Origin of the sequence: Acidithiobacillus marinus (assembly GCF_002847505.1) — a bacterium.
Lineage (GTDB): Bacteria > Pseudomonadota > Gammaproteobacteria > Acidithiobacillales > Acidithiobacillaceae > Acidithiobacillus > Acidithiobacillus marinus.
The window spans coordinates 41,125-67,271 of the sequence record NZ_MXAV01000040.1; the positions used below are offsets into that span (position 1 = coordinate 41,125).

At 54.7% G+C, this 26,147-nt stretch carries 30 protein-coding genes; 25 read left to right on the plus strand and 5 right to left on the minus strand.

The window, feature by feature from the left end; genetic code table 11:
• The first annotated feature begins 462 nt into the window (after positions 1 to 462).
• The 7 genes from trxA to B1757_RS10915 all read left to right on the plus strand — a co-directional run bounded on the left by trxA (position 463) and on the right by B1757_RS10915 (position 7,598).
• A complete protein-coding gene (gene trxA / locus B1757_RS10885; protein WP_101538327.1) occupies positions 463 to 789 on the plus strand; it encodes a thioredoxin TrxA in 327 nt (108 codons plus the stop codon).
• Positions 786 to 2,159 (plus strand): transcription termination factor Rho, encoded by a 1,374-nt coding sequence (rho, locus tag B1757_RS10890; RefSeq protein WP_438263624.1) that lies wholly within the window; start codon positions 786 to 788, stop codon positions 2,157 to 2,159. The genes trxA and rho overlap by 4 nt, the downstream gene beginning before the upstream one ends.
• A gap of 74 nt (positions 2,160 to 2,233) precedes the next feature.
• Positions 2,234 to 2,440, plus strand: a complete 207-nt coding sequence (gene rpmE, locus B1757_RS10895; RefSeq protein ID WP_010639220.1) for a 50S ribosomal protein L31 — start codon at positions 2,234 to 2,236, stop codon at positions 2,438 to 2,440.
• A gap of 6 nt (positions 2,441 to 2,446) precedes the next feature.
• Positions 2,447 to 3,685 (plus strand): malic enzyme-like NAD(P)-binding protein, encoded by a 1,239-nt coding sequence (locus B1757_RS10900; RefSeq protein WP_101538328.1) that lies wholly within the window; start codon positions 2,447 to 2,449, stop codon positions 3,683 to 3,685.
• A 6-nt stretch (positions 3,686 to 3,691) separates the two neighbouring features.
• A complete protein-coding gene (locus B1757_RS10905) occupies positions 3,692 to 4,744 on the plus strand; it encodes an AI-2E family transporter (RefSeq protein WP_101538329.1) in 1,053 nt (350 codons plus the stop codon).
• Between the two features lie 217 nt (positions 4,745 to 4,961).
• Positions 4,962 to 6,638 (plus strand): dihydroxy-acid dehydratase, encoded by a 1,677-nt coding sequence (gene ilvD, locus B1757_RS10910; protein WP_101538330.1) that lies wholly within the window; start codon positions 4,962 to 4,964, stop codon positions 6,636 to 6,638.
• 6 nt (positions 6,639 to 6,644) lie between these two features.
• The gene (locus B1757_RS10915) at positions 6,645 to 7,598 is read left to right on the plus strand and encodes a LabA-like NYN domain-containing protein (RefSeq protein ID WP_253253818.1); all 954 of its coding nucleotides are present in this window, start codon (positions 6,645 to 6,647) and stop codon (positions 7,596 to 7,598) included.
• A gap of 10 nt (positions 7,599 to 7,608) precedes the next feature.
• Here B1757_RS10915 and argA read toward each other — a convergent pair whose 3' ends face one another.
• The 4 genes from argA to B1757_RS10935 all read right to left on the minus strand — a co-directional run bounded on the left by argA (position 7,609) and on the right by B1757_RS10935 (position 10,191).
• Positions 7,609 to 8,916, minus strand: a complete 1,308-nt coding sequence (gene argA / locus B1757_RS10920) for an amino-acid N-acetyltransferase (protein WP_101538331.1) — start codon at positions 8,914 to 8,916, stop codon at positions 7,609 to 7,611.
• Positions 8,917 to 8,984: 68 nt separating this feature from the next.
• Positions 8,985 to 9,296, minus strand: coding sequence for a BolA family protein (locus B1757_RS10925; RefSeq protein WP_101538332.1), 312 nt, complete (start codon positions 9,294 to 9,296; stop codon positions 8,985 to 8,987).
• Entirely contained in the window at positions 9,293 to 9,595 is a 303-nt protein-coding gene (locus B1757_RS10930; protein ID WP_101538333.1) for a YciI family protein, read from the minus strand. The genes B1757_RS10925 and B1757_RS10930 overlap by 4 nt, the downstream gene beginning before the upstream one ends.
• A 44-nt stretch (positions 9,596 to 9,639) precedes the next feature.
• On the minus strand, positions 9,640 to 10,191 hold the full coding sequence (locus tag B1757_RS10935; protein WP_101538334.1) for a septation protein A: 552 nt from the start codon (positions 10,189 to 10,191) through the stop codon (positions 9,640 to 9,642).
• A gap of 64 nt (positions 10,192 to 10,255) precedes the next feature.
• Here B1757_RS10935 and B1757_RS10940 point away from each other — a divergent pair, with 64 nt between their 5' ends.
• Complete coding sequence (locus B1757_RS10940; RefSeq protein ID WP_101538335.1) at positions 10,256 to 11,119, plus strand: ATP-binding protein; 864 nt, start codon at positions 10,256 to 10,258, stop codon at positions 11,117 to 11,119.
• A gap of 36 nt (positions 11,120 to 11,155) precedes the next feature.
• Here the strand turns inward: B1757_RS10940 and B1757_RS10945 are convergent, their stop codons facing one another.
• A complete protein-coding gene (locus B1757_RS10945) occupies positions 11,156 to 11,953 on the minus strand; it encodes an inositol monophosphatase family protein (protein WP_101538336.1) in 798 nt (265 codons plus the stop codon).
• A gap of 26 nt (positions 11,954 to 11,979) precedes the next feature.
• Between B1757_RS10945 and B1757_RS15460 the strand changes: the two genes are divergently transcribed.
• The 17 genes from B1757_RS15460 (at position 11,980) to phoU (ending at position 26,146) form a co-directional block, all read left to right on the plus strand.
• Positions 11,980 to 12,147 (plus strand): hypothetical protein, encoded by a 168-nt coding sequence (locus tag B1757_RS15460; protein WP_172437685.1) that lies wholly within the window; start codon positions 11,980 to 11,982, stop codon positions 12,145 to 12,147.
• Between the two features lie 136 nt (positions 12,148 to 12,283).
• Positions 12,284 to 13,051, plus strand: coding sequence for an RNA methyltransferase (locus B1757_RS10950; protein WP_216360861.1), 768 nt, complete (start codon positions 12,284 to 12,286; stop codon positions 13,049 to 13,051).
• A 49-nt stretch (positions 13,052 to 13,100) separates the two neighbouring features.
• Positions 13,101 to 13,871, plus strand: coding sequence for a serine O-acetyltransferase (gene cysE, locus B1757_RS10955; RefSeq protein WP_101538337.1), 771 nt, complete (start codon positions 13,101 to 13,103; stop codon positions 13,869 to 13,871).
• Between the two features lie 45 nt (positions 13,872 to 13,916).
• Positions 13,917 to 14,408, plus strand: a complete 492-nt coding sequence (locus tag B1757_RS10960; protein WP_101538338.1) for an Rrf2 family transcriptional regulator — start codon at positions 13,917 to 13,919, stop codon at positions 14,406 to 14,408.
• 33 nt (positions 14,409 to 14,441) lie between these two features.
• Positions 14,442 to 15,707 (plus strand): IscS subfamily cysteine desulfurase, encoded by a 1,266-nt coding sequence (locus tag B1757_RS10965; protein ID WP_101538339.1) that lies wholly within the window; start codon positions 14,442 to 14,444, stop codon positions 15,705 to 15,707.
• Positions 15,708 to 15,731: 24 nt separating this feature from the next.
• A complete protein-coding gene (gene iscU, locus B1757_RS10970) occupies positions 15,732 to 16,163 on the plus strand; it encodes a Fe-S cluster assembly scaffold IscU (RefSeq protein WP_101538340.1) in 432 nt (143 codons plus the stop codon).
• 10 nt (positions 16,164 to 16,173) lie between these two features.
• Complete coding sequence (gene iscA, locus B1757_RS10975) at positions 16,174 to 16,497, plus strand: iron-sulfur cluster assembly protein IscA (RefSeq protein WP_101538341.1); 324 nt, start codon at positions 16,174 to 16,176, stop codon at positions 16,495 to 16,497.
• Between the two features lie 134 nt (positions 16,498 to 16,631).
• Positions 16,632 to 17,114: a Fe-S protein assembly co-chaperone HscB gene (gene hscB, locus B1757_RS10980; RefSeq protein WP_253253819.1), complete on the plus strand. Its 483-nt coding sequence runs from the start codon at positions 16,632 to 16,634 to the stop codon at positions 17,112 to 17,114.
• A 40-nt stretch (positions 17,115 to 17,154) separates the two neighbouring features.
• Positions 17,155 to 19,020 carry a Fe-S protein assembly chaperone HscA gene (gene hscA, locus B1757_RS10985; protein ID WP_101538343.1) on the plus strand — a complete coding sequence of 622 codons (1,866 nt, stop codon included), beginning with the start codon at positions 17,155 to 17,157 and terminating at the stop codon, positions 19,018 to 19,020.
• Positions 19,021 to 19,359 carry an ISC system 2Fe-2S type ferredoxin gene (fdx, locus tag B1757_RS10990; RefSeq protein ID WP_101538344.1) on the plus strand — a complete coding sequence of 113 codons (339 nt, stop codon included), beginning with the start codon at positions 19,021 to 19,023 and terminating at the stop codon, positions 19,357 to 19,359.
• Positions 19,359 to 19,553, plus strand: coding sequence for a Fe-S cluster assembly protein IscX (iscX, locus tag B1757_RS10995; protein ID WP_101538345.1), 195 nt, complete (start codon positions 19,359 to 19,361; stop codon positions 19,551 to 19,553). The genes fdx and iscX overlap by 1 nt, the downstream gene beginning before the upstream one ends.
• 12 nt (positions 19,554 to 19,565) lie before the next feature.
• Positions 19,566 to 20,633: a tRNA 2-thiouridine(34) synthase MnmA gene (gene mnmA, locus B1757_RS11000; RefSeq protein WP_101538346.1), complete on the plus strand. Its 1,068-nt coding sequence runs from the start codon at positions 19,566 to 19,568 to the stop codon at positions 20,631 to 20,633.
• Between the two features lie 401 nt (positions 20,634 to 21,034).
• Positions 21,035 to 22,312, plus strand: a complete 1,278-nt coding sequence (locus tag B1757_RS11005; RefSeq protein ID WP_101538347.1) for a DEAD/DEAH box helicase — start codon at positions 21,035 to 21,037, stop codon at positions 22,310 to 22,312.
• 95 nt (positions 22,313 to 22,407) lie between these two features.
• Entirely contained in the window at positions 22,408 to 23,118 is a 711-nt protein-coding gene (phoB, locus tag B1757_RS11010) for a phosphate regulon transcriptional regulator PhoB (protein ID WP_101538348.1), read from the plus strand.
• Positions 23,119 to 23,168: 50 nt separating this feature from the next.
• Positions 23,169 to 24,509, plus strand: a complete 1,341-nt coding sequence (phoR, locus tag B1757_RS11015) for a phosphate regulon sensor histidine kinase PhoR (protein WP_101538349.1) — start codon at positions 23,169 to 23,171, stop codon at positions 24,507 to 24,509.
• A 142-nt stretch (positions 24,510 to 24,651) separates the two neighbouring features.
• Positions 24,652 to 25,419 (plus strand): phosphate ABC transporter ATP-binding protein PstB, encoded by a 768-nt coding sequence (pstB, locus tag B1757_RS11020; protein ID WP_101538350.1) that lies wholly within the window; start codon positions 24,652 to 24,654, stop codon positions 25,417 to 25,419.
• A 13-nt stretch (positions 25,420 to 25,432) separates the two neighbouring features.
• Positions 25,433 to 26,146 carry a phosphate signaling complex protein PhoU gene (phoU, locus tag B1757_RS11025; protein ID WP_101538351.1) on the plus strand — a complete coding sequence of 238 codons (714 nt, stop codon included), beginning with the start codon at positions 25,433 to 25,435 and terminating at the stop codon, positions 26,144 to 26,146.
• Position 26,147 lies beyond the last annotated feature (1 nt).

The following is a 26,147-nucleotide window of genomic DNA, read 5'->3' on the forward strand; positions in this document are numbered from 1 at the left end:
ATTCGTGATTCAATCCTGTCCGTGGTCTGATCAATACTTCACTAAATGGCATGGTGTCATTCACTTTTCTCGAGTTTGAGGTGAATAGCGGCAATGAGCTGGAGCTTGTTGCTCCCCACGTCAAACACAGACTTGTCACCCAGCTTGAACCCCACAGCAAAGCAGGCTTTCACTGCAAAAATCACATTAATATGCCGCCCAAGCCGACAGCAGGCCAGCATTGATCGGGCCATGCTTCTCGAACAAAAAAACCATGGTTCACGCATTCCAAAGCCGGTGTCTGGGCAACTTACTTGCATCCTATGCTTAAAGTGCTATGCTTTCCTCACCTTCAATTGAAAGAAGAGCAAACCTGCAAGCGCCGTCCGGTGCGATAGAGTTTGGGATTATCCCACATGAACCAAAACTGATGACTTTCCACCCTAGGCGCTATACCAATCTGAAACAGAGGAGCTATCTCCCATGAGCGATGCTATTATGTATGTGTCTGACGACAGTTTCGAGACGGATGTACTGCAATGTTCCAAACCGGTTCTGGTCGATTTTTGGGCAGAATGGTGTGGTCCTTGCAAAATGATCGCCCCGATTCTTGAAGAAGTAGCGGTTGAATATGCTGAAAAGTTACAAATTGCTAAGTTTAACATCGACGAAAATCCCAACACCCCTCCTCAGTATGGTATTCGTGGTATCCCTACCTTGTTGCTGTTCAAAAATGGAAAATTGGAAGCAACAAAAGTGGGTGCCTTGAGTAAAGCCCAGCTGACGGCCTTTCTGGATAGCCAACTTTGAATACACCACGTCCCCGCCGTAAATCGCCCCGTACACCCAAGTCCTTTCCCAACGAAGATATTCTGATCGAAGAAGAAGAGTCTTTGCTGTTGCCCAACCCGGGTGCGTCAGCTATGAATCTCACTGATTTGAAAAGAAAAACTGCCGCTGAACTGGCTATCATTTGTCAGGATATGGGGCTGGATGGCACTGCCCGTCAGAAAAAACAGGAAATTATTTTCAATATCCTGAAAGCCCATGCCCGCAATGGCGACGCGATTTATGGTGAGGGCGTGCTGGAAATCCTGCAAGATGGTTTCGGGTTTTTGCGAGCAGCCTCAGGGTCTTATATGGCTGGACCCGATGACATTTATGTTTCTCCTTCGCAAATTCGCCGCTTTCATTTGCAGACTGGTGACACGGTATCCGGACAAATTCGGCCACCCAAGGAAGGGGAGCGCTATTTTGCTTTGCTCAAAGTGGAAAGCATCAATTTTGAATCTCCCGAAGCGACCCGCAACAAGGTCAACTTTGATGATTTGACCCCTTTGTTTCCCGATGAGCCCCTGCGTTTGGAGTATGACGGAGTGGCTTACGGGGAAGTGGCGCCGCGCATCATTGATCTGGTGTCGCCCATCGGCAAAGGGCAGCGCGGCTTGATTGTGGCACCACCGAAAACCGGTAAGACGGTATTATTACAGCAGATTGCCCACGCCATTACGGCCAATCATCCTGAATGCTACCTGATTGTGTTGCTGATTGATGAACGCCCCGAAGAAGTGACGGACATGCAGCGCTCAGTCAAAGGGGAAGTGGTTTCCTCCACTTTTGACGAACCGGCCACCCGCCACACTCAGGTCGCTGAAATTGTGCTTGAAAAAGCCAAGCGGCTGGTAGAGCACAAGCACGATGTGGTCATTCTGCTGGATTCCATTACCCGCCTGGCCAGAGCCTTCAATACCGTGGTGCCGTCATCGGGTAAGGTGTTGACGGGTGGTGTGGACGCCAATGCTCTGCAGAAGCCCAAGCGTTTTTTTGGTGCCGCTCGGAATATTGAAGAGGGTGGTAGCCTGACCATTATCGCTACGGCTCTGGTTGAAACCGGTTCCAAGATGGACGAAGTGATTTTTGAGGAGTTCAAGGGTACCGGCAATATGGAAGTGCATCTGGATCGCCGCCTGGCGGAAAAGCGCACCTATCCGGCCATTAACCTCAATAAATCCGGAACACGTCGGGAAGAACTGCTGGTCCCGGCAGACTTGCTCAGCAAAATGTGGGTGTTGCGCAAACTGCTGGCGCCTATGGATTCCCTGGAGTCCATGGAGTTTCTGCTGGACAAGGTCCGCGCGACCAAAAATAATGCGGAGTTTTTTGACTCCATGAACCGCTGAGGATTGGCTGGACGCCTGCCCCCTCTATCCCTATAATTCGCCTCTTTGTATTCAGGCCCGAGAGTAGCTTAACTATGAAATCCGAAATTCATCCCAAGTACGAAGAAATCACGGTCACCTGCAGTTGCGGGAATGTGTTCAAAACCCGTTCAACTGCCAATCGTGATCTGCACATCGATTTGTGCTCCGAATGTCATCCGTTTTACACCGGCAAGCAGCGTAATGTGTCCGCCGCTGGTCAGGTTGAAAAATTCCGCAAGCGTTACGGCGGCGGTCAATAAGTTTTCATGGAAGCCACGGAAGCCCAGGCAGAATTGCGACGGAGGGCCCTGGAGTATCATTCCCGGCCCCCCGCTGGCAAGCTGGCGGTCATTCCCAGCAAGTCTTGCAAAAGCCAGGATGATTTGTCTTTGGCTTACACGCCGGGAGTCGCGGCCCCGGTGCGGGAAATCGCCGCCAATCCGGAAAAAGCCTATGACTATACGGGCAAAGGTAATCTGGTCGCTGTGGTCAGTAATGGTACCGCCGTGCTGGGGCTGGGCAATGTCGGCCCGCTGGCTGGCAAACCGGTCATGGAAGGCAAGGCGCTGTTGTTCAAACATTTTGCCGATATTGATGCTTTTGATATCGAAGTCCAGACGCGTAATGCCGAACATTTGATTGATGTGGTTGCTGCCATTGCGCCGGGTTTTGGTGGGATCAATCTGGAAGATATTGCCGCTCCCCTGTGTTTCCAGGTGGAAGAAGCCCTGCAGAAAATGCTGGATATTCCGGTGTTCCATGACGATCAGCATGGTACTGCCGTGATTGTGGCGGCGGCTTTGCAAAATGCCCTGGAATTACAAAACAAGACGTTCAATACCATCAAGGTCGCTATCGTCGGCGCCGGAGCTGCCGGTCTGGCCATAGCGCGTATGCTGCGTGCACTGGGAGTTACGGCTGTTTATTTGAGTGATGTCCACGGAGTGTTGCATGAAGGGCGGAATGATCTGACCCATTGGCACCATGCTTTTGCTACAGCCCCGGCGCACTGGACATTGGATGATATGTTGGAGGGCGCTGATGTGCTGATTGGTGTCTCCGTGCGCGGCGCGATTCCCGAAAGTGCTTTGCCCGGATTGGCGCCGCGACCAGTGATATTTGCCCTGGCAAATCCTGACCCGGAAATTGATCCTGCCGTTGTCAAACACCTTCGCCCTGACGCCATCATGGCAACCGGACGCTCGGATATGCCCAATCAGGTCAATAATGTGCTGGGCTTTCCCTTTTTGTTTCGGGGTGCTCTGGATTGTCGGGCCCGGCAGATCAATCAGGCGATGCTGCTGGCTGCGGTGGATGCCCTGGCCCGCCTGGCCAGAGAACCTGTGCCGGACGAAGTCCAGCAGGCTTATGGGTTTTCAGAACCTGCAATACTGCAATTCGGTCCGGAGTATTTTATTCCCAAACCCTTGGATCCGCGTCTGCGACAATGGGTGGCGGGTGCAGTGACTGCTGCCGCGCGTAAAAGCGGCGTCGCCCGGATTTAGCTGCATATGCGCATCGCGGATCTGACGGTTCGCGATCTGCGCCTCGCCTTTGGGCAGCTATTCGCGGCGCTGCTGTTTTTTGTTCTGGTCTGGAAAATTCTTTCTCCCTTTTTACCGGCGCTTGTCTGGGCGGCTATTCTGGTATACGCAACCTGGCCTCTGACCCTGTCATTGCGCCGTCACTGGCCGCCCTTTCTGGCTGCTGGCGGGGCCACCTTGATGCTGGCACTGATTTTTATTCTACCCGTATTGTTTCTGAGTATTACCTTGGGTACGGAACTGCATCATGTGCTGACGAGGCTGGCGCAGCACGACGCGCAAACCCTCATCAGCCAGTCATTGAGCAATCACGCCTGGCTTCAGGATCTCTTCAAACAGCTACCCGCTTCCTGGAGGGCTCAGTGGCGCCCCGCCGCTCTGTCACCGGATTTGTCGGCCTGGGCGGGACGTATCGGTATGCTGGCAGGGAGTGTTGGCCGGCTGGCAGCCCTGTTGATGCTGGTGCTGATTACGGCGTTTTTCTTTTATCGCTATGGGCTGGAGCTTCTGGAACAATTGCGCCGCTTCGTGCATCAGGTATTGGGACAGCGTGGGGACGCCTATCTGCAAACCGTAGCCAGCACCATTCGTGCGGTCATTTATGGAATTCTGGCCACAGCGGTGGCCCAGGGTGCCCTGGCAGGGCTGGGCTATTGGGCGACGGGCCTGCATGCACCGGTGTTGCTCGCGGTGGTGACACTATTGTTTTCCTTTTTGCCTTTTGGAACGCCCCTGGTCTGGGGTTCAGCCAGCATCTGGCTGCTGGTCCAGGGGCATACCTGGGCGGGAATAGGGCTGGCCTTGTGGGGAGCTTTGGTGGTGAGCTGGATTGACAATCTTATTCGCCCACTGGTGATATCCAGTGCGGTGCATATTCCTTTTCTGCTGGTGCTTTTTGGGGTACTCGGCGGCATTCTGGCATTCGGGTTACTGGGACTGTTTCTGGGGCCGGTCATTCTGGCGATCCTGCTGGCTATCTGGCGCGAATGGCTGCAGCCTGCTCAGAAGAGCGAGGTCTGACCTTGGCCCTGCACCCCTTGCCCTGCAACTGATTGCGGCGGGATGCCGCTCTCAGGGGAGATAACCGCACGGGTGGTTGCGCCTTGGCCTCAGGGGCGCTTGGTTCTATACTCGACAGACACTGACTGAATGGCGGGCTGGAGATCTATCCTCCTGTCGTGTCGTTTCCGGGTCTCGTCGCCGGATAGGGCCCCCCTGAATATACCCCGAGGTTGATATGCGCTCTGATATGATCAAAAAAGGTTTTGAACGGACTCCCCATCGCTCCTTGCTAAAGGCTTGCGGGATTACTGACAGCGACATGGACAAGCCCTTTATCGGTGTGGCCAATTCCTACATTGATATTATTCCCGGTCATGTGCATTTGCAGGAATTTGGCCGGATCGTCAAGGAAAATATTCGTGCAGCCGGGGGTATTCCCTTTGAGTTCAATACCATTGGCGTGGATGACGGCATCATCATGGGTCATGATGGCATGCGCTACTCGTTGCCAAGCCGGGAGTTGATTGCCGATTCCATTGAAACCGTGGTCCAGGCCCATCATCTCGACGCGCTGATTTGTATTCCCAACTGCGACAAAATCGTCCCGGGAATGATCATGGGTGCTTTGCGTTGTGACGTGCCAACGGTATTTGTTTCCGGTGGTCCAATGGAGGCAGGCAAGCTTTCCGACGGAACTTCCATTGATCTGGTGACGGCTTTTGAAGCGGTGGGACAGTTCAAGCGCGGCCAGATTACGGAAATCCGCCTCAAGGAAATCGAAGACAAGGCTTGTCCTACTTGTGGTTCCTGTTCGGGTATGTTCACCGCCAACAGCATGAACTGTCTGATGGAGGTGCTGGGTATTGCCCTGCCGGGTAATGGTACCATTCTCGCCACAGCGGCAGGGCGTCGCGATCTGGTACGACAGGCCGCAGATCGGGTGGTAGCGTTAGCTATGGCCGGTGGTCCCACCATGCGCCAATTGGTCGATTTTGAAGCCATTGATAATGCCTTCATCCTCGACATGGCCATGGGAGGTTCTACCAATACGGTATTACATACCCTCGCCATCGCCCGCGAAGCCGGTATCCAGTATCCCCTGGCCCGTCTCAACGATCTGGCCCAGCAAGTGGCTTATCTGGCCAAGGTGTCACCAGCCCTGTCGACAGTGCATATTGAGGATATTGGACGAGCGGGGGGTATTCCCGCCATTCTCCATGAAGTCCACAAGCGCAATCCCGATGTGCTGCATCTGGATAAGCCCACCGTCAGTGGCCAGAGTCTGCGGGAAATTGTCACAGCAGCCAGTGTCAAAGACAGTAAAATCATTCGGTTGGCCAATGATCCCATTGCGCCTACCGGTGGCCTGCGGGTGGTTTTCGGGAATCTGGCGCCGGAGGGTGGCATTGTCAAAATTGGCGCGGTGATACCGGAAATGCGGCGCTTCTCCGGCCCGGCAAAAATCTTCGAAAGCATGGATAGTGCCGCTGAAGGCATCCTCGCCGGTGAGGTCAAGGCCGGTGATGTGGTGGTCATTCGTTATGAAGGCCCCAAGGGGGGGCCCGGTATGCCGGAAATGCTGACGCCTACGGCCAACATCATGGGCATGGGGTTGGGAGAAAGCGTAGCGCTGATTACCGACGGACGCTTCAGCGGTGCGACACGGGGTGCCTGTATAGGGCATATTTCGCCGGAAGCGGCGGAAGGTGGACCAATTGGGCTGCTGAAGGCGGGAGACATCATTTCACTGGATCTGGATAATGGTAAAATTCATGTGGATCTCAGTGATGAAGAACTGGCCGAACGGCGTAAACATTGGGTACCCATTGAAAAACCATTGTCTTCATCCTGGTTGCGTCGCTATCGCAAACTGGTCACCAATGCGGCCAACGGTGCCATTCTGGAGTCATAACTATTCATGAGTAATGGTGAATTGCATATTGGCGTGTATGTGGATGCGGAAAATGTCCGTTATAACGGTGGCTATGCCATGCGTTATGACGTGCTGCGTCGTTTTGCCGCGCGTGAGGATCAGGCCCGTCTGCTGCGTCTCAATACCTATATGGCTGTCGATGGCGAACGAATGAAAAGTGACCGCGAATATCGGGAAGGTATTCGCAGTTATCAACAGGCGGTGCGTGATCTTGGCTGGAAAATCATCGAAAAGCCGGTGCGCTGGTTTGTGGATGACGAGGGTAACCGGGTCTCCAAAGCCAATGCCGATCTGGATCTGGCCGTGGATGTCATGCTTCAGTCCGAACGCCTCGATCAGTTACTGCTGGTGACCGGAGATGGAGACTTCCTGCAGGTCGTCAGAGCCTTGCAAAACAAGGGCTGTCGTGTGGAAGTTTTGGCATTTCGTAATGTTTCTAGAGAATTGCAGCATGAAGCGGATGCTTTTTATTCGGGTTATCTGGTGCCGGGTTTGTTACCCACCCGGGGAGATATGCGCGTTCCCTGGGGAGAAATGGGCTCGCGTATTCGTGGTATTTGCATCCGCTGGGAAGCCGATCGTGGATTTGGTTTTATTCGCTTTTTGACTGGTATTTCGGCCCGTCTCTGGGTTACCGATACTCGGCATGAAGATTCTCCTTATGACTCGGCTTTTGTGCATATATCTGATTTGCCACGTGAACTGGATACGGACGATCTGCCCAGCCGGGATATCATTCTGGAGTTTGATATTGAACCCAGCGAGACCGAAAAAGGGGGATTTATTGCCCGGCGCTGCAGTGTCGTCAATCGTTATGATGGCCGCAATGGTGGGATGAGCAAACTCAGCGACAGACCGACGGCAGCGGATGAGGAAGAGGCCGCTGTGGAGATTCCCGAGCTTGACGCAGCGCCTCTGGAAGTAGAGACAAGCGCATAGACTGGTGAACTCAGAGATCCTGAAAAAATACCTGGCTGCGGCGCTGAAAATTATACAGTTGTTGCCGGGGTACCGGCAGTTCTGCAAGTGTTCCCTGGCGGAATTTACGTTCCAGAAACCAATGGGTTGTTTGCGTGCTCAGGACAAAAATCCGGGATAACTGCCTCTCCCTGGCCCAGTTCTCACAGAAAGCCAGCAGGCTCTCACCGCGTCCTTGCCGGCGATAGAGGCTGTCTACGGCCAGGCAGGCCACTTCTGCCATGCCCTGTTCTGGGTAGGGATAAATGGCGGCGCAACCGATAATCTTGCCATCGCGCTCCATGACCACGAAATGATCAGCTTCCATTTCCAGTCGTTCCCGATTGCGTTTGACCAGAATCCCTTTTTTTTCCAAAGGGCGAATCAAGGCGAGGATGCCGGGAATATCGGTGACCGTGGCCATGCGCATATGTTCAAAGGAATCCCGGGAAATCAGGGTGCCCAGCCCGTCACGGGTAAACAGTTCGCGGAGCAGGGCACCATCCACATGCCGGGAAATCAGGTGGACGCGTTCAACGCCCTTGGCACAGGCCGTTGCGGCACTATGCAGGTGCTCGTGGACCTCTGCAGGTAGGTCCGGGCGCTTTTGCAGAGTCGGAATTTCTGAAGCGGTGAGCTGCCGCAACAGATTGCCTTGTGCATCGAAAATGCCCTCTGCATCCATATAAAACACCAGCTTCGCAGCTCCCAGCGCAATGGCGGCCGCCACCGCTACTTCCTCGGCACGAATATTGAACAAGGTACCTGTTGGCGACACGCCAATGGGTGAGAGCAGTACAATTTCGTCGGCAGCGAGATGGCGTTCCATGGCTTCGCTGGCGACCCGCCGGACCTTGCCGGTACTTTGGTAATCCACCCCGTCCAGAATGCCCAGAGGCTGGGCGATGATGAAGTTGCCGCTGATCACCTGTAGTCCGGCATGAGCCATGGGCGAGCCCATCTGCCCTTCGGACAGGGCCGCTTCCACGACCAGGCGGGCACCGCCCACAGCTTCGCGCAGCACCTGCATGGCTTCCGGGCTGGTGATGCGTTTGCCATGGATGCGTTGAGTTTGTAATCCATGGAGTTGCAGAGCTGCATCGATTTGCGGTCCGGCACCATGCACCAGTACCACATTAATACCCAGACTGTTGAGCAGGGCAATATCATGGGCGAGCACACGGATGCTGCCATCGGCAATGGCATCGCCGCCAAAATTGATGACGAAGGTCTGCCCCCGGAAGCGGTGGATGTACGGGGAGGATTCGCGAAAACTGCGCACAAAACTATCGGCCGGCATGCGTTTATCCTGCCAGTTCTAGGGCAAATGGGGCGTGCGGCGCAATCAATACGGTTTGTCCGGGCGCTTTACTGGGTATTGAGGGAGATGGTTCGGCGCGGAGCTTTGGGCTGATTCAGCGCAGCAAATTCTTCGGGCGTATAGGCTTTTACGGCCAAAGCATGCATCTGGTCACGAACCGACTCGGTGGCGGCATTGACCAGTCGATGCCGGGCCAGGGGTGCCATCCCTGCAAACTGGGCGCAGACAATGCGGAGCTCATAGTGTCCACCGCCATCGGACTGCTCATGTTCACTATGGGCTTCCGTACGATCCTTCACTTCCATAAATTCGGGATGGAGGGCATCTTCCAGTAATTGTTCCAGTTGTTGCTTGTTCATGGCAAAAATACTCCTTTATAGGGGCGCACGCTGACATCGGCATAGACCCCGGCGCTGAGATAGGGTTCGGCAGCCGCCCAGGCGTGGGCTTCGTCCAGGGAATCAAAGCGGGCAATAATCAGGCTACCGGTGAACCCCGCTTCACCGGGTTCTTCCGTATCCAGGGCAGGGAAGGGGCCTGCGGTCAGTAGTCGTCCTTCGGATTGCAGCTGATGCAGGCGTGCCAGGTGATCGGCGCGGGCCGTCTGTCGTTTGCTCAGGGAATGGGGGTTGTCGGTACCAATGATGCAGTAATACATAGTGTTGTCCTGTCAATAAAGAGAGTCTGGCCTCTGTACAGTAGTCATGAGTCACCGTCTTTCACTTCCTGGGGTAGCGCCCGAGAAATGAGCACCGCCTGGAACAGTACAAAAATGATGGTAATGCCCAGCATACCGAATAGCTTGTAATCCACCCAGATGCCCGTGGAAAAACTATAGGCTACCACCAGATTCAGTATCGCACTGAAAAGAAAAAAAATGATCCAGTATGCGTTGAGACGGCGCCAGAATGACTGGGGCAGGGTTGCGGGCAATTGCCCACCCATGAGGCGTTCCAGTAAAGGCTTTTCTCGCCAGTGGGTGAAAAGCAGTACTCCCGCAAAAAGCAGATAGAGAATGCTGGGCTTTACCTTGATAAAGGTGTCATTATGAAAATAAAGCGTCAGTCCACCAAAAACAAGGATCAATAGGGTGGATACCCAGGTCATGGTCTCGATGTGCCCGCGACGCCACCACTGCCAGGCCATGAGGATAATGGCGGCCACAATCAGCACTTCCGTGGCCGTGTAAATGCCATGAATCTTGTAAGCAATAAAAAACAGGATAATGGGTAGAAAGTCGGTAAACAGTTTCATGGCAGGACGCAGTTAAGATAAAGTAGTTCAGAACTATCTAATCACAGAAAGGAGTTTAAGGACAGTGGAACGTCAGCATTTACTGGAAGGTTTGGCTGCGCTGCTGGGAGATAGCAGTAGTCATCCGCTGCCCGATTTTGCTCAGGTGAAGGCGGCGCGTTGGCGCCATTTGCCGCTGGGCGGGCGGCTGGAAGGCGTGACCCGGGTGGATTTGCCGGAAATGGACGAGCTTCTGGGTATCGATGAAACCAAGGCGGCCCTGGATCTGAATACACGTCAGTTTGTGGCGGGATATCCTGCCAATGATGCCCTGCTCTGGGGCGGCAGAGGGACGGGAAAATCTTCTCTGGTCAAAGCCCTGCTGCAGCGTTACGCCGAGCAGGGGCTGCGCCTCATTGAAATGGATGCCGATGGCATTCTCGATTTACCGGAGATTTTGGCGGCATTGCAGGCCGCTGATCCGGAACAACGCTATCACTTTGCCCTGTTTTGTGATGATTTGTCTTTCAGTTCCGACGATCCAGGTTACAAGGCGCTCAAATCCCTTCTGGATGGCGGTGTCGAGGCGCGTCCTGATAATGTCCTCCTCTATGCTACCAGTAACCGCCGTCATCTCATGCCCCGGCACTTTTCCGACAATGAAGAATATCATCGCCACGGGGAAGAGATTATTGCCGGGGAAACCGCCGAGGAAAAAATCAGCCTGTCCGAGCGCTTTGGGCTATGGTTGGGTTTTTATCCCTTCGATCAGGCCATGTATCTGGATATTTGTGCGATCCATCTGCGCCGCCTGGAGGTGACTGCAGATGCCGGAGAGTGGCGGGAAGAGGCCTTGCGCTGGGCTCTGCAGAGAGGATCACGCAGTGGTCGGGTGGCACGGCAGTTTGCCCGGCACTGGGCCGGGTCGCGGGCATTGGCGGCACAGTAAGCATCAGAAACGCTGACGGCCTCGACGCGCTGCTGTTCAGGCTTGGGGTTTGTTGATTTCCTGGCTGATAATGTGGAGCATTTGCGCATGTACGCGGAGATTCCCGGCGATAATGTTGCCGCTGTCCAGATACCCTTGTTCACCGGTGAAGTCAGTGGCAATGCCACCCGCTTCCTGTACCAGTAATGCTCCCGCTGCCAGATCCCAGGGCTTGAGATTGAACTCCCAGAATCCGTCATAGCGTCCGGCCGCGACATAAGCCAGATCTAACGCAGCGGAACCAGGGCGGCGGATACCTGCAGTCTTGAGCATGAAGGCCTTGAATGTCGCCATATAGGTGTCGAGGTAGGAAAAATCCCGGAACGGAAAACCAGTCCCGAGCAGAGCACCCTCCAGATCCTTGCGCTGGGCAATACGCAGGCGGCGGTCATTGAGGTGGGCGCCGGCACCGCGAGAGGCCGTGAACAGTTCATCATGAATGGGATTGTACACGACCGCATGTTCCAGACGATCAAAGTGCTTGATACCAATGGATACGCAAAGTTGCGGCATGCCGTGAATGAAATTGGTGGTACCGTCGAGGGGGTCGATGATCCACTCGAATTCCTTGTCGGCGATGCGACTGCCTTCCTCGGCCAAAATGCCATGCTCGGGATAGGCGCGACGGATGATGTCGACGATGGCCGCTTCGGCGCGCTGGTCCACGTCGGTCACAAAATCGTTATGGGCCTTGGGGGTGATGGTGATTTCATTGACCCGGGCAAAGCTGCGGTTGATGATGTCGCCGGCTTTACGGGCGGCACGAATGGCGGTTACAAGAATGGGATGCTGCATGGGAACCCTATGGGAAAACAGAATGGATGTTTGCCAGTATAAAGGAGAACGACAACGACCGCACGATTGCCCTTGAAAGTGGTGTCTGGAAGCGGTGGCTGGGAGAGAGGCTTTCAGCGACTTTGGCCCGCGCCGTTGTTGTTCTTGGCAAAATCCTGCGCCCGGCAGGCGAACTGTCTGAACCCGAAGGGTGAGTTTTCGCCTGCCAGCAGGATGAGCCCCAGAACAACAGGCAAGGGCCGTTGGAGCTGAAAGCCTCTCTCCCAGCCACCGCTTCCAAATCGTTAGGTAAAGTAATGCGACGACCAAGATGATCAGGAGTAACACATTGTGAGTGCAGAGATTTTACAGGGTTTGCGGGTGGTGCTGGTGGAAACCAGCCATCCGGGGAATATCGGTGCCACGGCCCGCGCCATGAAAGTCATGGGCTTACAACATCTGGTGCTGGTAAACCCGCGCTACTTTCCCCATCCCGAAGCCACTGCCCTGGCTTCGGGAGCGGAGGATATTCTCGACCGGGCCCAGGTCACGACGGATCTGGCCACTGCCTTGCAGGGGTGTCACAGGGTCTATGGCACCAGTGCCCGGGACCGGCGTATTCAGTGGCCGGTACTGGATGCCCGGGAGGCGGCGCTGGACGTGGTGCAGGAGTTGACTGGCGGCCAATGTGCCCTGGTTTTTGGCCGGGAGCGTACCGGACTGAGTAATGAAGAATTGGATTACTGTCAGGTGCTGGTCAATATTCCTACTGCCGAATTGTATCATTCATTGAATTTAGGTCAGGCCGTTCAGGTGCTGGCTTACGAGTTACACATGGCGACGCTGGCCAAGCCTGCAGACCTGCCTGCCGAAGATTCTGCTGCGCTGCTGGAGGCGCCTGCCCCCAAGGAAGACATGGAGGGTTTTTATCAGCATCTGGAGCAAGTGCTGCGGCAAAGCGGTTTTCTCCAGGAGCTGCGTGCCACTCGCATGATGCGTCGCTTGCGGCGACTGTATGACCGGGCGCGACCCAGCGTCAATGAAGTCAATATCCTGCGCGGTATTCTTACGGAAATACAACGTTGGGCGACGAATAGTAGACAAAAAGGGTCGGGATAGTCTTTAATGCGGGCTGAGAAAAGTCGGCGAAACACAAGGGGGCAAAGGAATGACTGGTCATTGGCGGGCTGACCTGGATGCTGTTTTTGCCCGGGATCCTGCCGCCCGCAACCGACTTGAGGTATTGCTGACTTACCCCGGAGTCCATGCCCTGTTCTTGCATCGTGTGGCGCATAGCCTGTGGAAACGTCGCTGGCGCTTGCTGGCCCGGAGTATTGCCGCCTTTTCACGATTCTGGACTGGGATTGAAATTCATCCCGGGGCCTGTATTGGCCGACGTTTTTTTATCGATCACGGGATGGGTGTGGTGATTGGTGAAACGGCGGAAATTGGCGATGATTGTACGCTTTATCATGGGGTTACCCTGGGAGGCACTTCCTGGCAGCCAGGCAAGCGCCACCCCACGCTGGGAAACGGGGTGATTGTGGGGGCCGGTGCCAAAGTGCTGGGGCCTATAATCGTGGGGGATCAGGTCCGAATCGGTTCCAATGCGGTGGTGGTCAAAGCGGTTCCTGCTGGAGCCACGGTAGTGGGTATTCCCGGGCGTGTGGTGAACAAGGCCGAGCAACATCCCGATAGTTTTGAGGCCTATGGCCTGACCGGGCAGATGCCGGATCCGGTGGCCAGGGCCATCGAATGCATGCTCGAACACATGCATCGTCAGGATGCTGAATTGGCCCAGCTCAGAGAGGGCTTGCAGCAGTTACAGCCCAAGCAGAATTTGCTGCCGGTCGAGGAAATTGTTTGTTCTTTAGAACCGGATTCAGGTGATTCGGAGCAGGCGGCTTCGGGGCCAGGAACTTCCTCTGACAATACTTGACTAATTTAGTAGAGATAGTAGGATGTGTCACAGAGGTATTTCGATATGAAATTGACGACAAAGGGCCGCTATGCCGTAACCGCTATGCTGGACTTGGCTCTACATCAGCAGGGCGGGGTGGTGACGGTGGCAGATGTTTCCCGGCGTCAGCAGATTTCAGTGGCTTATCTGGAACAGTTGTTTGGACGTATGCGGCGTGTGGGGCTAATTGAAAGTGTGCGCGGCCCTGGTGGTGGTTACCGGCTGGCGCTCCCGGATTCGCAGATTTCCCTCACTCGTATTGTCGAGGCGGTCAACGAATCCATCAGCACTACCCAGTGTGGTGGCGAACCGCAGAATTGCTGCAAGGGTGACGGGCAGCAGTGCCTGACCCATGATCTTTGGGAAGAGTTGGGTGACCTGATAGCCGGATTTCTCGGGAGTATCACCCTGGGTGATCTGGTTGCGCGGCACTTGAAGAAGGAATCAGCGCAGGGTGCGCTGGTTCATATGCAAAATCGCCATACGTTGCGTACGGCAACGCATGATACCGCTTGAAACCACTTGATACCGTGAGGTGAGGTGCAGGATATGAATTCATCGCAAATTATCGAACTGGACAGCAAGAAGCCCTTGCTTATTGATCCGGATCGTCCCATTTATCTGGACTACCAAGCAACCACGCCGGTGGATCCGCAGGTACTGGAGCAGATGCTGCCTTACCTGACCCATGATTTCGGGAATGCGGCGAGTCGTTCTCATGCCTACGGCTGGACTGCGGAAAAAGCCGTGGATAAAGCGCGGCAGCAGGTCGCCGACGCCATTCATGCGGACCCCCGTGAGGTTGTCTGGACCTCGGGAGCCACTGAGTCCACTAACCTGGCTTTAAAGGGTGCTGCCCATTTTTACTCTGGCAAGGGCAAACACATCATTACCTTGCGGACCGAGCACAAGGCGACTCTGGATACCTGTCGGCAGTTGGAACGGGAAGGTTTTGAAGTGACCTATCTCGAAGTTCAGGAAGACGGTCTCGTTGACCTGAAAGCTTTTGAAGCTGCCATTCGTCCGGATACCATCGTGGCTTCGGTACTCTTCGTGAATAACGAGATTGGAGTCATCCAGCCCATGGCCGAAATCGGCCGGATATTGCGGGCACACAAGGTGCTGTTTCATGTGGATGCAGCCCAGGCGCTGGGCAAGGTTCCTGTAGATGTGGAAGCCATTCAGGCGGACATGATGAGTTTGTCTGGTCACAAGATGTATGGTCCCAAAGGGATTGGCGCTTTATACGTGCGGCGTAAGCCTCGGGTACGGGTGGAAGCCCAGGTGCATGGTGGTGGTCATGAACGGGGCATGCGTTCGGGCACGTTGCCCACCCACCAGATTGTCGGGATGGGTGCAGCGGCGGAATTGGCGGTGCAGCTCATGGACAGCGACGCCCAACGAATCGGCAAGCTGCGTGATCGTCTGCTCAAGGGCATTCAGGAGCGCGTTGAGGAAACCTACATCAATGGCAGCATGGAGCATCGGGTACCCCATAACCTGAATATCAGTTTTGCCTTTGTTGAAGGGGAATCCCTGATCATGGCCCTCAAGGAAATCGCAGTTTCCAGTGGTTCAGCCTGTACTTCGGCCAGTCTGGAGCCGTCTTATGTGCTCCGGGCCCTGGGTAAATCCGATGAGTTGGCCCACAGTTCCATTCGTTTCGGTATCGGTCGCTTTACGACAGAAGCCGAAATTGATGCCACCATTGAGTTGATTGCCGGCAAGGTAGGAAAGTTGCGGGAATTGTCCCCGCTCTGGGAAATGCATCAGGAAGGCATTGATCTTAACAGTATTCAGTGGGCCGCACATTAAGGCCCTCAAGCAAGGAGAACAGTCATGGCATACAGCGAAAAAGTGATCGACCATTATGAAAATCCCCGTAATGTCGGGGCGATGAACAAGGAAGACGGTGGTGTAGGTACCGGCATGGTAGGCGCTCCTGCCTGCGGTGATGTGATGCGTCTGCAGATCAAGGTAAACGCCCAGGGCATTATCGAAGATGCCAAATTCAAAACCTATGGTTGTGGTTCAGCCATTGCCTCCAGCTCTCTGGTGACGGAATGGGTGAAGGGAAAAACTCTGGATGAGGCGATGACTATCAAAAACAGTCACATTGCCGAAGAGCTGGAGCTGCCTCCGGTCAAGATTCACTGTTCCGTACTGGCCGAAGATGCCATCAAAGCGGCGGTAGAAGATTATCGCAGCAAGCAGGGCGCTGCCCAGTCCAGTCAGGGTGGTGAAGCAGTGTCCGCTCAGGTGGCGCACTGAGGACGTCGCTATGGCTTTGACTTTGTCAGAAAGTGCTGTTCAGCAGGTACGCAAGAGCATAGCCAAGCGGGGAAAGGGCTTGGGCATTCGTATCGGGGTAAAAACCAGCGGATGTTCTGGTTTGTCCTATGTCATGGAGTTTGTGGATGCCCCCCACCCTGAGGACGTGGTTTTTCCACATGACGATGTCAGCCTCTTTGTGGACCCCAAGAGCCTGATTTATCTGGACGGAACCCAGCTTGATTTTACCCGCGAAGGACTCAATGAGGGATTTCGTTTCAATAATCCCAATGTCAAGGATTCCTGCGGCTGCGGCGAAAGTTTCACCACCTGATGCCGAATTCCTGTATTCAGTGCGGGGCGGAACTCAATTTCCCTCCCGCATTTTGTCATGCTTGCGGCACTGTCCAGCCTTTTCGTCCGGAGTTATCCCTCTTTGAGGTGGTTGGCCTCCCAGCAAGCTTTGCCTTGGATCCGCAGACCCTGCGGCAACGGGTGCTGGATTTGCAGAAAATGCTCCATCCCGATCGTTTTGCCCATGCCGATGGGACCGCGCGACGATATTCGCTGGAATGGAGTACGCGGCTCAACGAGGCGCTGGCGATACTGCGTGATCCACTGAAACGCGCTGATTATCTTCTTCAGGCTCAGGGTGTAGATGCCCTGGGGGAGAATGTCAAGGTTGCTGATCCGGCATTGTTGATGTCTCAGATGATGTATCGGGAGCGTCTGGAAGACCTGGTGGCGGCCAAGGACCAGCAGGGGCTGGAGGATCTGCGCACCGAGGTGGATGCTGCGGCTAATGCGGCCGTTGAAAAGCTTGGCATTCTGCTGAAAACCCTGCCCTGTTCCCAGAGCGATGCTGCCGCAGCGCTGCTGCGTGAACTGCAGTTTCTGGACAAGCTTCAGGATGAAATCGACCGCAGTGAAGAATCCTCGCAAAACCTCTGATACCAGAGGGATATCCCATTAATAAACAGGGTGTTATGGTATGGCTTTAATGCAAATTGCAGAACCGGGAATGACCGCAGATCCGCACCAACGGCGTTTGGCCATTGGTATTGATCTGGGGACGACCCATTCATTGGTGGCTTCCGTGCTGTCGGCGGTGCCCACCGTCATGGGTGATCATGATGGAAAGTACTTACTGCCTTCGGTGGTGCGTTATCTGGAAAACGACGAGATTTCTGTAGGTTATCCAGCGCTGGCTGCTGCCGGTCAGGATCCTCATAACACCATTGCATCGGTCAAGCGCTTCATGGGCCGTGGTCATGGAGATGTCCAGAAGCTGGCGGGACATTTGCCCTATGATCTGGTTCCCGGTGAGGGCATGCTGCGTTTGCGGACCCGAGCGGGCGAAAAATCGCCAGTAGAAGTCTCTGCCGAAATTCTCAGGGTGCTCAAAGCCCTGGCAGTGGAAACCCTGGGCGGTGAACCGGAAGGGGCAGTGATTACCGTGCCCGCCTACTTTGATGAAGCGCAGCGGCAAGCGACCAAGGATGCGGCCCGTCTGGCTGGCCTGAAGGTCCTGCGCCTGCTGGCTGAGCCGACGGCGGCGGCGGTAGCCTATGGGCTGGATAAAAAAAGTGAGGGCCTTTTCGCCATTTATGATTTGGGTGGTGGCACTTTTGACATTTCCATTTTGCGCTTGCAGGCGGGGGTGTTTGAAGTGCTGGCCACGGCCGGAGATACCGCATTGGGTGGGGATGATATGGATCACGCCATCGCTGAGTGGCTGATTGCCGAGTCCGACACGCGCCAAGAGGATCCCGTCTGGCGGCGTCAGCTCTTGCAGCAAGCCCGCCAGGCCAAGGAGGCGCTGACAGCGCAGGAACAGGTACAGATCAAACTGGAGCCTGAAGCGGGCAACTCCCGCGAACTGACTTTGTCGCGCAAACAGTTTGAAGAGCTGATCCAGCCGGTGCTGCAACGTACTTTGCCAGCCTGTCGCCGCGCCCTGCGCGATGCGGGTCTTAAAGTGAGTGATTTGGATGGTGTGGTGCTGGTGGGTGGGGCTACCCGGGTACCCGCCTTGCGTCGGGTTGTCGCTGAGTTTTTTCAACAGCCGCCGCTGACGGATATTGATCCTGACCAGGTCGTTGCCCTGGGTGCTGCTATCCAGGCAGATGCGCTGGTGGGCAACCAGCGCGAAGACCTGTTGTTGATGGATGTCCTGCCCCTTTCGTTAGGCCTGGAAACCATGGGCGGTCTGGTGGAAAAAATCATTCCGCGCAATACGCCCATCCCTGCTGCCAAAGCGCAGGAGTTCACGACCTTCAAGGACGGGCAGACGGCCATGAGTATCCATGTGCTCCAAGGCGAGCGGGATCTGGTGCAGGACTGTCGTTCCCTGGCACGCTTCAGTTTACGTGGGATTCCTCCCCTGGTGGCCGGAGCAGCTCGTATTCGCGTGACTTTTCAGGTGGACGCCGATGGCTTGTTGACCGTAACAGCGGAAGAGGGGAGCACAGGGGTGCGCTCGGAAGTGATCGTCAAGCCCAGTTTTGGTCTGGATGATGCGGAAATTGCCCGCATGCTCCAGGAATCTTTTGCGCATGGTGCCGAAGATGTGGCCCAGCGGCGCCTCTCGGAAGCGCGGGTGGAGGGAGAACGGGTGCTTGAGGCCTTGCAGGGGGCATTGCAAAGCGACGCAGCTTTGCTGGATAGCACAGAACAAGCCCGCCTGGATGCCGCACGTCAGGATCTGGAGCAATTTCTTGCCGGCAGCGATGCAGATGCCATTCAAAAAGCGGCCGAGGCGGTTGAAGCGGCAGCAGAACCTCTGGTACAACGGCGCATGGATAGTGCCTTGCAGCGCGCTATTGCTGGCCGTTCCATAGATGATCTGGGAGATTAAATGACGAAAATACAAGTCCTACCCAACGCCGAATTGTGTCCCGAAGGGGCGGAATTCGAGGCAGAGCCGGGGGAAAGCATCATTGCTGCTGCCATGCGCCATCATATTGCCATTGAGCATGCCTGTGAGATGTCCTGTGCCTGTACCACCTGCCATGTCATTTTGCGGGAAGGTTTTGACAGCCTCGAAGCCGCAGAAGAAAAAGAAGAAGACCTCTTGGACAAGGCCTGGGGACTGGAGCCGACTTCGCGCCTGAGTTGTCAGGCCAAAGTGGCGGATACGCCCCTGGTCATTGAAATACCCAAATATACCATCAATCTGGAAAAGGAGCGGCACTGATGCTGTGGAGCGATACCATGGATATTGTTTTCGCGCTGGATGAGGCGCATCCCGACGCGGATGTGCAACTGTTGCGTTTCACAGATTTGCATCGCTGGATTGTGGAACTTCCAGATTTTGATGATGATCCCGAAAAGTCCAGTGAGGGTATTCTCGAAGCCATCCAGATGGCTTGGCTGGCTGAGAAGGACTGAGGGCTACTGAAGATGGCGGCACCCAAGGCGCTGGTGGCCCTTTCCGGTGGGGTGGATTCTGCGGTGGCCGCCATTCTCATGCAGGAACAAGGCTACGACCTGGTGGGTGTGACCATGCGTCTCTGGCCGAAAAGTCGCTGTTGTGACGAAAAAGATATTGAAGATGCGGCGGAAGTCTGTGCCCGTTTGCAGATTCCCTATCAGGTGCTGGATTATCGGGAGGCTTTCCGCCAGCAGGTCGTGGATGTGTTTGTCGCCGAATACCAGGCGGGACGTACGCCCAATCCCTGTGCGCGCTGCAATCAGTTTCTGAAGTTTGATGCTTTACTGGAAGAAGGCAAAAAACTGGGCGCGAGCATTCTGGCCACGGGCCACTATGCCCGACTTCTGGAAACGGAATCCGGCACCGCCCTGTTGCGCGGTGAAGATGCTGGCAAAGACCAGTCCTATTTTCTGTTTGCTCTGGGTGCCGGACTGCTGCCGCAGTTGCGTTTTCCGGTGGGTGCCATGCACAAGGATGCGGTCCGCGCCCTGGCCCGCAAACATGGCTTGCCGGTGGCGGCAAAACAGGATTCCCAGGATATATGCTTTGTGCCGGATGGTGACTACCGCCGTTTTCTCACCGATTATGCCGGTCTGGATCTGGAGCAGGAAGGGGAGATGCTGGACAGCAGTGGTCAGGTTGTCGGTCATCATGCCGGCGTCCTCAATTTTACCGTGGGACAACGCAAGGGATTGGGCGGAGGCAGTGGTCAGCCGCGCTATGTCCTGGCCTTGGACCCCGTCCGCAATCAGGTTCGGGTAGGCAGCGAAAAGGAGCTGTACCAGACCCGGGCTTATTTGCAGGAATGTAACTGGCTGATGCCTGTGGATTCTTCCCAGGAATACTCGGTGACGGTGAAATTGCGCTATCGTTCCCGACCTGAACCGGGAGTTTTGTGTCTGAAAGACCATGGCCGTGCCGAAATCCATTTTGCCGAGGGGCAACGGGCTATCACTCCCGGACAAGCAGCTGTCTGTTATGTAGGGGAGCGTTTGCTCGGCGGGGGCTGGATCAGTATCGCTGAAAATCCAGCGTAAATGGCAAGTAAAGTAAAAATCCTCTCATACTAAAGCGTCAGGGAGGGAGGTGATTTTTTGCGACTTTGGCCCGAGCCGTGGTTGTTCTTGGCAAAATCCCGCGCTCGGCAGGCGAACTGTCTGAACCCGAAGGGTGAGTTTTCGCCTGCCAGCGGGATGAGCCCCAGAACAACAGGCAAGGGACGTTGGAGCAAAAAATCACCTCCCTCCCCGACGCTGTTGGGGTCGTTCGTTCCTGGACAAGGCTGTTCCTCGTATTTATGTGGATATTCTGATAAAGTCCATCCGCCGTCATGATACAGTCTGTGTGATGGTCGTTGCATTGGTCCCCACCTTGATGAAGCGTCTGCCCAGACTGGCGTCCTTGCGACGAGGCCGGTGTTTTCGGAGTAATTCCCTATATGTCTTCTGATTTTGCTTCACTCGGACTTTCCGAGCCCATTTGGCGCGCCGCTGCAGAACGCGGTTATACCACGCCTACCCCCATTCAGGCGCAAGCTATTCCTGCGGTATTGTCCGGCGTCGATTTACTGGCCGGCGCCCAAACTGGCACCGGTAAAACGGCAGCATTTGCCATGCCGATTCTCCATCAACTCGCCGCCACGGCGGCAACGGCCTTTCATGGTCCTTCCAGTGTGCGGGCATTGATTCTCGTGCCGACGCGTGAACTGGCCGCCCAGGTGGAAGAAAGCGTACAACTCTACGGAAAAAACTTATCCCTGCGCTCCCTGATCCTCATTGGGGGTGTCAAAATCAACCCACAAATGCAGAAGTTGCGGCGCAGCGTGGATGTACTGGTGGCTACTCCCGGGCGTTTACTGGATCATATCCAGCAGCGCAGTGTGGACTTGTCCCATGTAGAGATTCTGGTGCTCGATGAAGCCGATCGCATGCTGGATATGGGTTTTATTCGCGATATTCGGCGGATTCTCGCCATACTCCCCAAAAAGCGGCAGAATCTGTTGTTTTCAGCGACTTTTTCGCCGGAAATCCGGACTCTGGCTGATGGCTTGCTGCATAATCCCGTCAGTGTCGAAGTAGCCAGCCGTAATGCCACAGCAGATACGGTAGCCCAACGTTTTTATGCAGTTGATCAAGAGCGCAAACGCGAGCTGCTGACCCACCTTATTCGCGAAGACCAATGGCATCAGGTGTTGGTGTTTACCCGAACCAAGCATGGCGCGGATCGACTGGCCAAGCATCTTTCCCAGGACGGCATGCAGGCCATGGCGATTCATGGCAACAAAAGTCAGGGCGCGCGGACACGAGCTCTGGCAGAATTCAAGGAAGGCAAGGTACGGGTACTGGTGGCCACCGATATCGCCGCACGCGGCATAGATATCAGTGAACTCCCCCATGTGGTGAATTTCGAGCTGCCGCATGTGCCGGAAGATTATGTGCATCGTATCGGTCGCACCGGTAGAGCCGGAAATAACGGGCAGGCGGTATCGCTGGTCAGTGTGGATGAACGCAAGCAGCTCGCTGATGTCGAGAAACTGCTGAAACGGTCGTTTGCCAAGGAAATCGTTGCGGGATTTGAACCCCGACAACATTTTCCCAGTCATCAGCCAGCAGCCCAGGCGCGCCGTCCATCGACTCCCGGAGCACAGCGCAGAGCGCCAAACCGTCCTGCAGCTGGCGGAAATCGCTTTCGGGAGCGGCCCAAAACTTCTGCATAGCTTTGGACGATTAACCCCGTGTTTGGCCTTGGCAGACCCCCCGCTGATCGGTCACAATGCTTTACTAAAGAGCGTCAATCCGAGATTGGTCAGATATGGAAGAAGAAAAGGTCTCCTCAGCACGCATCTTAATTGTTGAGGATGAAGAAGGTATCCAAGAGCTTCTGCGCGTGGCGCTGCAACGCCACGGTTTTGACGTGTGTTGTGAAGGTAGCGTGGAAGCTGCGGAATCCGTCCTGAAAAGCTGGGCGCCGCAAATGATCATTCTTGATTGGATGTTACCGGGAGAAAACGGGGTAGCCTGGTGCAGGCTTTTGCGACGGCGCGAGGAAACCCAGAAGTTGCCCATCATCCTCCTGACTGCACGGGGTGAAGAGGGTGATCGGGTACATGGACTCGAATCCGGCGCCGACGATTATCTGGCCAAACCGTTCTCTCCCCGCGAACTGGTAGCGCGCGTCAATGCACTGTTACGGCGCAGCTATGGGAATCATTCCGCAGGTGTGGTCAAGCTGGGTGAATTGCAGGTCGACCTGCGCGCCCATCGTGTGCATGTGCAAGATGTGCAATTGCACCTCGGGCCTACGGAGTTTCGGCTTTTACGTCTCTTTGTCACCAACCCGGACCGGGTTTTCTCCCGTGACATGCTTCTGGATCAAATCTGGGGGCAGCAGAGTTTTATTGAAGAACGCACGGTAGATGTGCATATCCGGCGCTTGCGGCGAGTGTTGGAAGAATATGGCCATGCCCATATTATTGAGACCGTGCGTGGGGAAGGATACCGTTGCACTGCGGTAACCGGGTGAAGCATGTCTCTGCATCTTCTTGGCGTCCGGCAAGTATTTAATCTGTTACCATGAAAATTTTTCGCGCCTGGGTTTTCCCGCTGGCGGTATGGGCATTGATTCCGCTTTTTCTTGCTGCGGATAAATTGCGCGCCTGGTCTTATATTCCTCCGGTGATTATTGCTTTGGTTCTGGCCGCCTGGGTGGCATGGCATCGTCAACAGTCCCAAAGTTTCAGTGCCTGGTTTCGCAATCCGGATACCCAGCTTCCGCCCTTGGCCGGTGGGCTCTGGGAGGAAACCTTCGCCGACGGTTATCACTGGCGGCGCGATCAGGAAGCACGACAACGCCAGTTAAGCGCTCAGATCCTGCAGTTGCGCGATGCCCTCCAGGCGATGCCGGACGTAGTGGTACTGATGGATGAGCGTGGTCAATTGGTCTGGGTGAATCCTTCGGGTATTCGTCTTTTGCAGTTGCAGTGGCCCGATGATGTGGGTAAACCTTTGGCTTTCTGGTTGCGGACTCCTGACCTGCGTGCTTTTTTGAGTGGTGATGGGCCTTCCAGTATGCAGTTGTCAGCTCCGGCAGATAACCAGATACAGCTGGAAGGTGTGCGTTATCCCCTCGCAGATGCGGGAGCTCTGGTCATTTTTAGGGATGTTACTCGCATTCGCCAATTGGAGCAGGTCCGTCAGGATTTTGTGGCCAATGTCTCCCACGAGCTGCGCAGCCCTTTAACCGTGGTTCGCGGGTTTCTCGAAAATTTACTGGACGGCCCCCTGGCAGATGATGAAGAAGTCGGTAGTCAATTGTATTTGATGGAGCAACAAACTCTACGCATGCAATCGCTAGTCGAAGATCTGTTGTCTCTGGCACGTATGGAAGCGGCTGAAGCCGAGCCGGAACGTTGTGATACGGTACTCATCAGTGCTTTGGTCATGAGCTTGCTGGATACTCTGAAGCTGAGTATCACCGAAAAGAATTTGCAGGTGTACACAGAACTGGATAATTCCTTGGGTATTTTTGCAGAGCAGGTGGACTTGACCAGCATCTTGCGCAATCTTCTCGAAAATGCCATCAAGTACACCCCCGCAGGACGCAGTATTACCGTGCGCTGGACACAGGAACCTGATGGATTGCGCTTGCTGGTGCAAGATACGGGAGATGGGATTGCTGCCGAGCATCTGCAAAGAATTACCGAGCGCTTCTACCGGGTGGACAAAGGTCGATCGCGACGAATGGGTGGTACAGGTTTGGGTTTGGCCATTGTGCGTCATGCTGTGGAACGCTACCACGGGCATCTGGATGTGCGCAGTAAAATTGGCGAGGGAAGCACTTTTATTGCACAGTTTCCTCCCTCTTTGGCGCGGAAAGCCACGGAGTCTGCGGACATTGTCATAAAACGGTCATAAAACCCTGCTATGGTATTTTGAGCCATACGATATTGCCTCTGCCGCGTCATTCTGGATCAGGCTTTTGCAGTCATGATGGATTGTGCAGTATTGATTTGATGTGTTAACGGTATTTTCCCCTGAAAAACAGGAGCTCTCTTTGATGTCGGAAACTCAGAATACCAAGCTTTCTGTACGCCATTTGGATTTTTATTATGGCAGCAATAAATCTCTCAAGGATATTAATCTGGAAATGCCCGAGAAGCAGGTTACAGCGTTCATTGGCCCCTCGGGCTGTGGTAAGTCGACTTTGTTGCGGGTATTTAACCGCATGTATTCCATGTATCCCGGGCAACGTGCTACCGGCGAAGTTCTGCTGGATGGGGAAAATATTTTGTCGCCAAGTATGGACGTTAACATGCTGCGCGCCAAAATCGGCATGGTTTTTCAAAAGCCGACCCCTTTTCCCATGTCTATTTATGATAATATTGCCTTTGGCATAAAGCTTTACGAAAAACTCCGTAAGGTGGAGATGGATGAGCGGGTCGAAGAGGCCCTGCGCCAGGCTGCGCTTTGGGATGAGGTCAAAGACAAGCTCAAGACCAGTGGACTGGGTCTTTCCGGGGGGCAGCAACAGCGTCTTTGCATTGCCCGGGCAGTAGCCGTCAAGCCAGAGGTGATTTTGCTGGATGAACCCACCTCGGCCCTGGATCCCATTGCTACCTTGAAAATTGAAGAGCTGGTCAGTGAGCTTCGAAATCAGTTCACCATTTTGATTGTGACGCATAATATGCAGCAGGCAGCACGCGTATCTGATTATACCGCGTTTATGTATATCGGCGAGATGGTAGAGTTTGGCTTAACCAATCAATTGTTTACCAATCCTGCTAAAAAGCAGACAGAAGATTACATCACCGGTCGGTATGGCTAAGGAGGTCTGAAACATGGATAAGGATCAACATATTTCCCAGCGTTTCAATGATGATTTGAACGAAGTGCATGAACTGGTGCTGGCAATGGGAGGAATTGTTGAGGAGCAGATCAGCAATGCCATCCGCGCCCTGCAGACCGGGGATAACGAGCTGGCCCGGGAGGTTGTCGCCAGGGATCATGAAGTCAATGGGTATGAAGTGCGCATTGAGGAAGAATGCATCAATATTCTTGCCATGCGTCAACCGGCTGCCTCGGATTTGCGTCTCGTCATGACTCTGATCAAAAGTATCGCCGATCTTGAGCGGATGGGTGACAAGGCCGGTAAAATTGCCGATATGGTTCTGGCCATGGGGCATGGGACCCGCAATGCCAATCCGGCCTTCATGCGCGATGTCGGGGTCATGGCCGACTATGCCCTGAATATGTTGCGCCGGGCCATGGATGCTCTGGCCCGGGCCGATGCCGAGCAGGCCATTGCGGTTGCCAAGGGTGATGAGGTGCTCAATCAGGAGTATCGTTCAGCGCTGCGCCGTTTGATCACCTATATGATGGAAGATCCCCGGACCATCACTCCGGCTATTGATGCCTTGTTCATTGCCAAGGCCATTGAGCGAATTGGCGACCATGCCCGCAATATTTGTGAGTATGTGATTTATCTTGCCAAGGGTAAAAATGTTCGGCATCTTCCCCTGGACCAGGTAGAAAAAAGCTTTCAGGGAGAATAAT

Bases quoted from the DNA above. Each gene is read 5' to 3' on its own strand.
- B1757_RS10960 (WP_101538338.1), top strand. From the start codon at position 13,917: ATGAAATTGACGACAAAGGGCCGCTATGCCGTAACCGCTATGCTGGAC.
- iscU (WP_101538340.1), top strand. From the start codon at position 15,732: ATGGCATACAGCGAAAAAGTGATCGACCATTATGAAAATCCCCGTAAT.
- mnmA (WP_101538346.1), top strand. From the start codon at position 19,566: ATGGCGGCACCCAAGGCGCTGGTGGCCCTTTCCGGTGGGGTGGATTCT.
- pstB (WP_101538350.1), top strand. From the start codon at position 24,652: ATGTCGGAAACTCAGAATACCAAGCTTTCTGTACGCCATTTGGATTTT.
- fdx (WP_101538344.1), top strand. From the start codon at position 19,021: ATGACGAAAATACAAGTCCTACCCAACGCCGAATTGTGTCCCGAAGGG.
- cysE (WP_101538337.1), top strand. From the start codon at position 13,101: ATGACTGGTCATTGGCGGGCTGACCTGGATGCTGTTTTTGCCCGGGAT.
- iscA (WP_101538341.1), top strand. From the start codon at position 16,174: ATGGCTTTGACTTTGTCAGAAAGTGCTGTTCAGCAGGTACGCAAGAGC.
- B1757_RS11005 (WP_101538347.1), top strand. From the start codon at position 21,035: ATGTCTTCTGATTTTGCTTCACTCGGACTTTCCGAGCCCATTTGGCGC.
- B1757_RS10965 (WP_101538339.1), top strand. From the start codon at position 14,442: ATGAATTCATCGCAAATTATCGAACTGGACAGCAAGAAGCCCTTGCTT.
- B1757_RS10930 (WP_101538333.1), bottom strand. From the start codon at position 9,595: ATGTATTACTGCATCATTGGTACCGACAACCCCCATTCCCTGAGCAAA.
- trxA (WP_101538327.1), top strand. From the start codon at position 463: ATGAGCGATGCTATTATGTATGTGTCTGACGACAGTTTCGAGACGGAT.
- argA (WP_101538331.1), bottom strand. From the start codon at position 8,916: ATGCCGGCCGATAGTTTTGTGCGCAGTTTTCGCGAATCCTCCCCGTAC.
- B1757_RS10945 (WP_101538336.1), bottom strand. From the start codon at position 11,953: ATGCAGCATCCCATTCTTGTAACCGCCATTCGTGCCGCCCGTAAAGCC.
- rpmE (WP_010639220.1), top strand. From the start codon at position 2,234: ATGAAATCCGAAATTCATCCCAAGTACGAAGAAATCACGGTCACCTGC.
- B1757_RS15460 (WP_172437685.1), top strand. From the start codon at position 11,980: ATGTTTGCCAGTATAAAGGAGAACGACAACGACCGCACGATTGCCCTT.
- phoU (WP_101538351.1), top strand. From the start codon at position 25,433: ATGGATAAGGATCAACATATTTCCCAGCGTTTCAATGATGATTTGAAC.
- iscX (WP_101538345.1), top strand. From the start codon at position 19,359: ATGCTGTGGAGCGATACCATGGATATTGTTTTCGCGCTGGATGAGGCG.
- B1757_RS10905 (WP_101538329.1), top strand. From the start codon at position 3,692: ATGCGCATCGCGGATCTGACGGTTCGCGATCTGCGCCTCGCCTTTGGG.
- phoB (WP_101538348.1), top strand. From the start codon at position 22,408: ATGGAAGAAGAAAAGGTCTCCTCAGCACGCATCTTAATTGTTGAGGAT.
- phoR (WP_101538349.1), top strand. From the start codon at position 23,169: ATGAAAATTTTTCGCGCCTGGGTTTTCCCGCTGGCGGTATGGGCATTG.
- B1757_RS10915 (WP_253253818.1), top strand. From the start codon at position 6,645: ATGAGTAATGGTGAATTGCATATTGGCGTGTATGTGGATGCGGAAAAT.
- ilvD (WP_101538330.1), top strand. From the start codon at position 4,962: ATGCGCTCTGATATGATCAAAAAAGGTTTTGAACGGACTCCCCATCGC.
- hscA (WP_101538343.1), top strand. From the start codon at position 17,155: ATGGCTTTAATGCAAATTGCAGAACCGGGAATGACCGCAGATCCGCAC.
- B1757_RS10925 (WP_101538332.1), bottom strand. From the start codon at position 9,296: ATGAACAAGCAACAACTGGAACAATTACTGGAAGATGCCCTCCATCCC.
- B1757_RS10935 (WP_101538334.1), bottom strand. From the start codon at position 10,191: ATGAAACTGTTTACCGACTTTCTACCCATTATCCTGTTTTTTATTGCT.
- B1757_RS10900 (WP_101538328.1), top strand. From the start codon at position 2,447: ATGGAAGCCACGGAAGCCCAGGCAGAATTGCGACGGAGGGCCCTGGAG.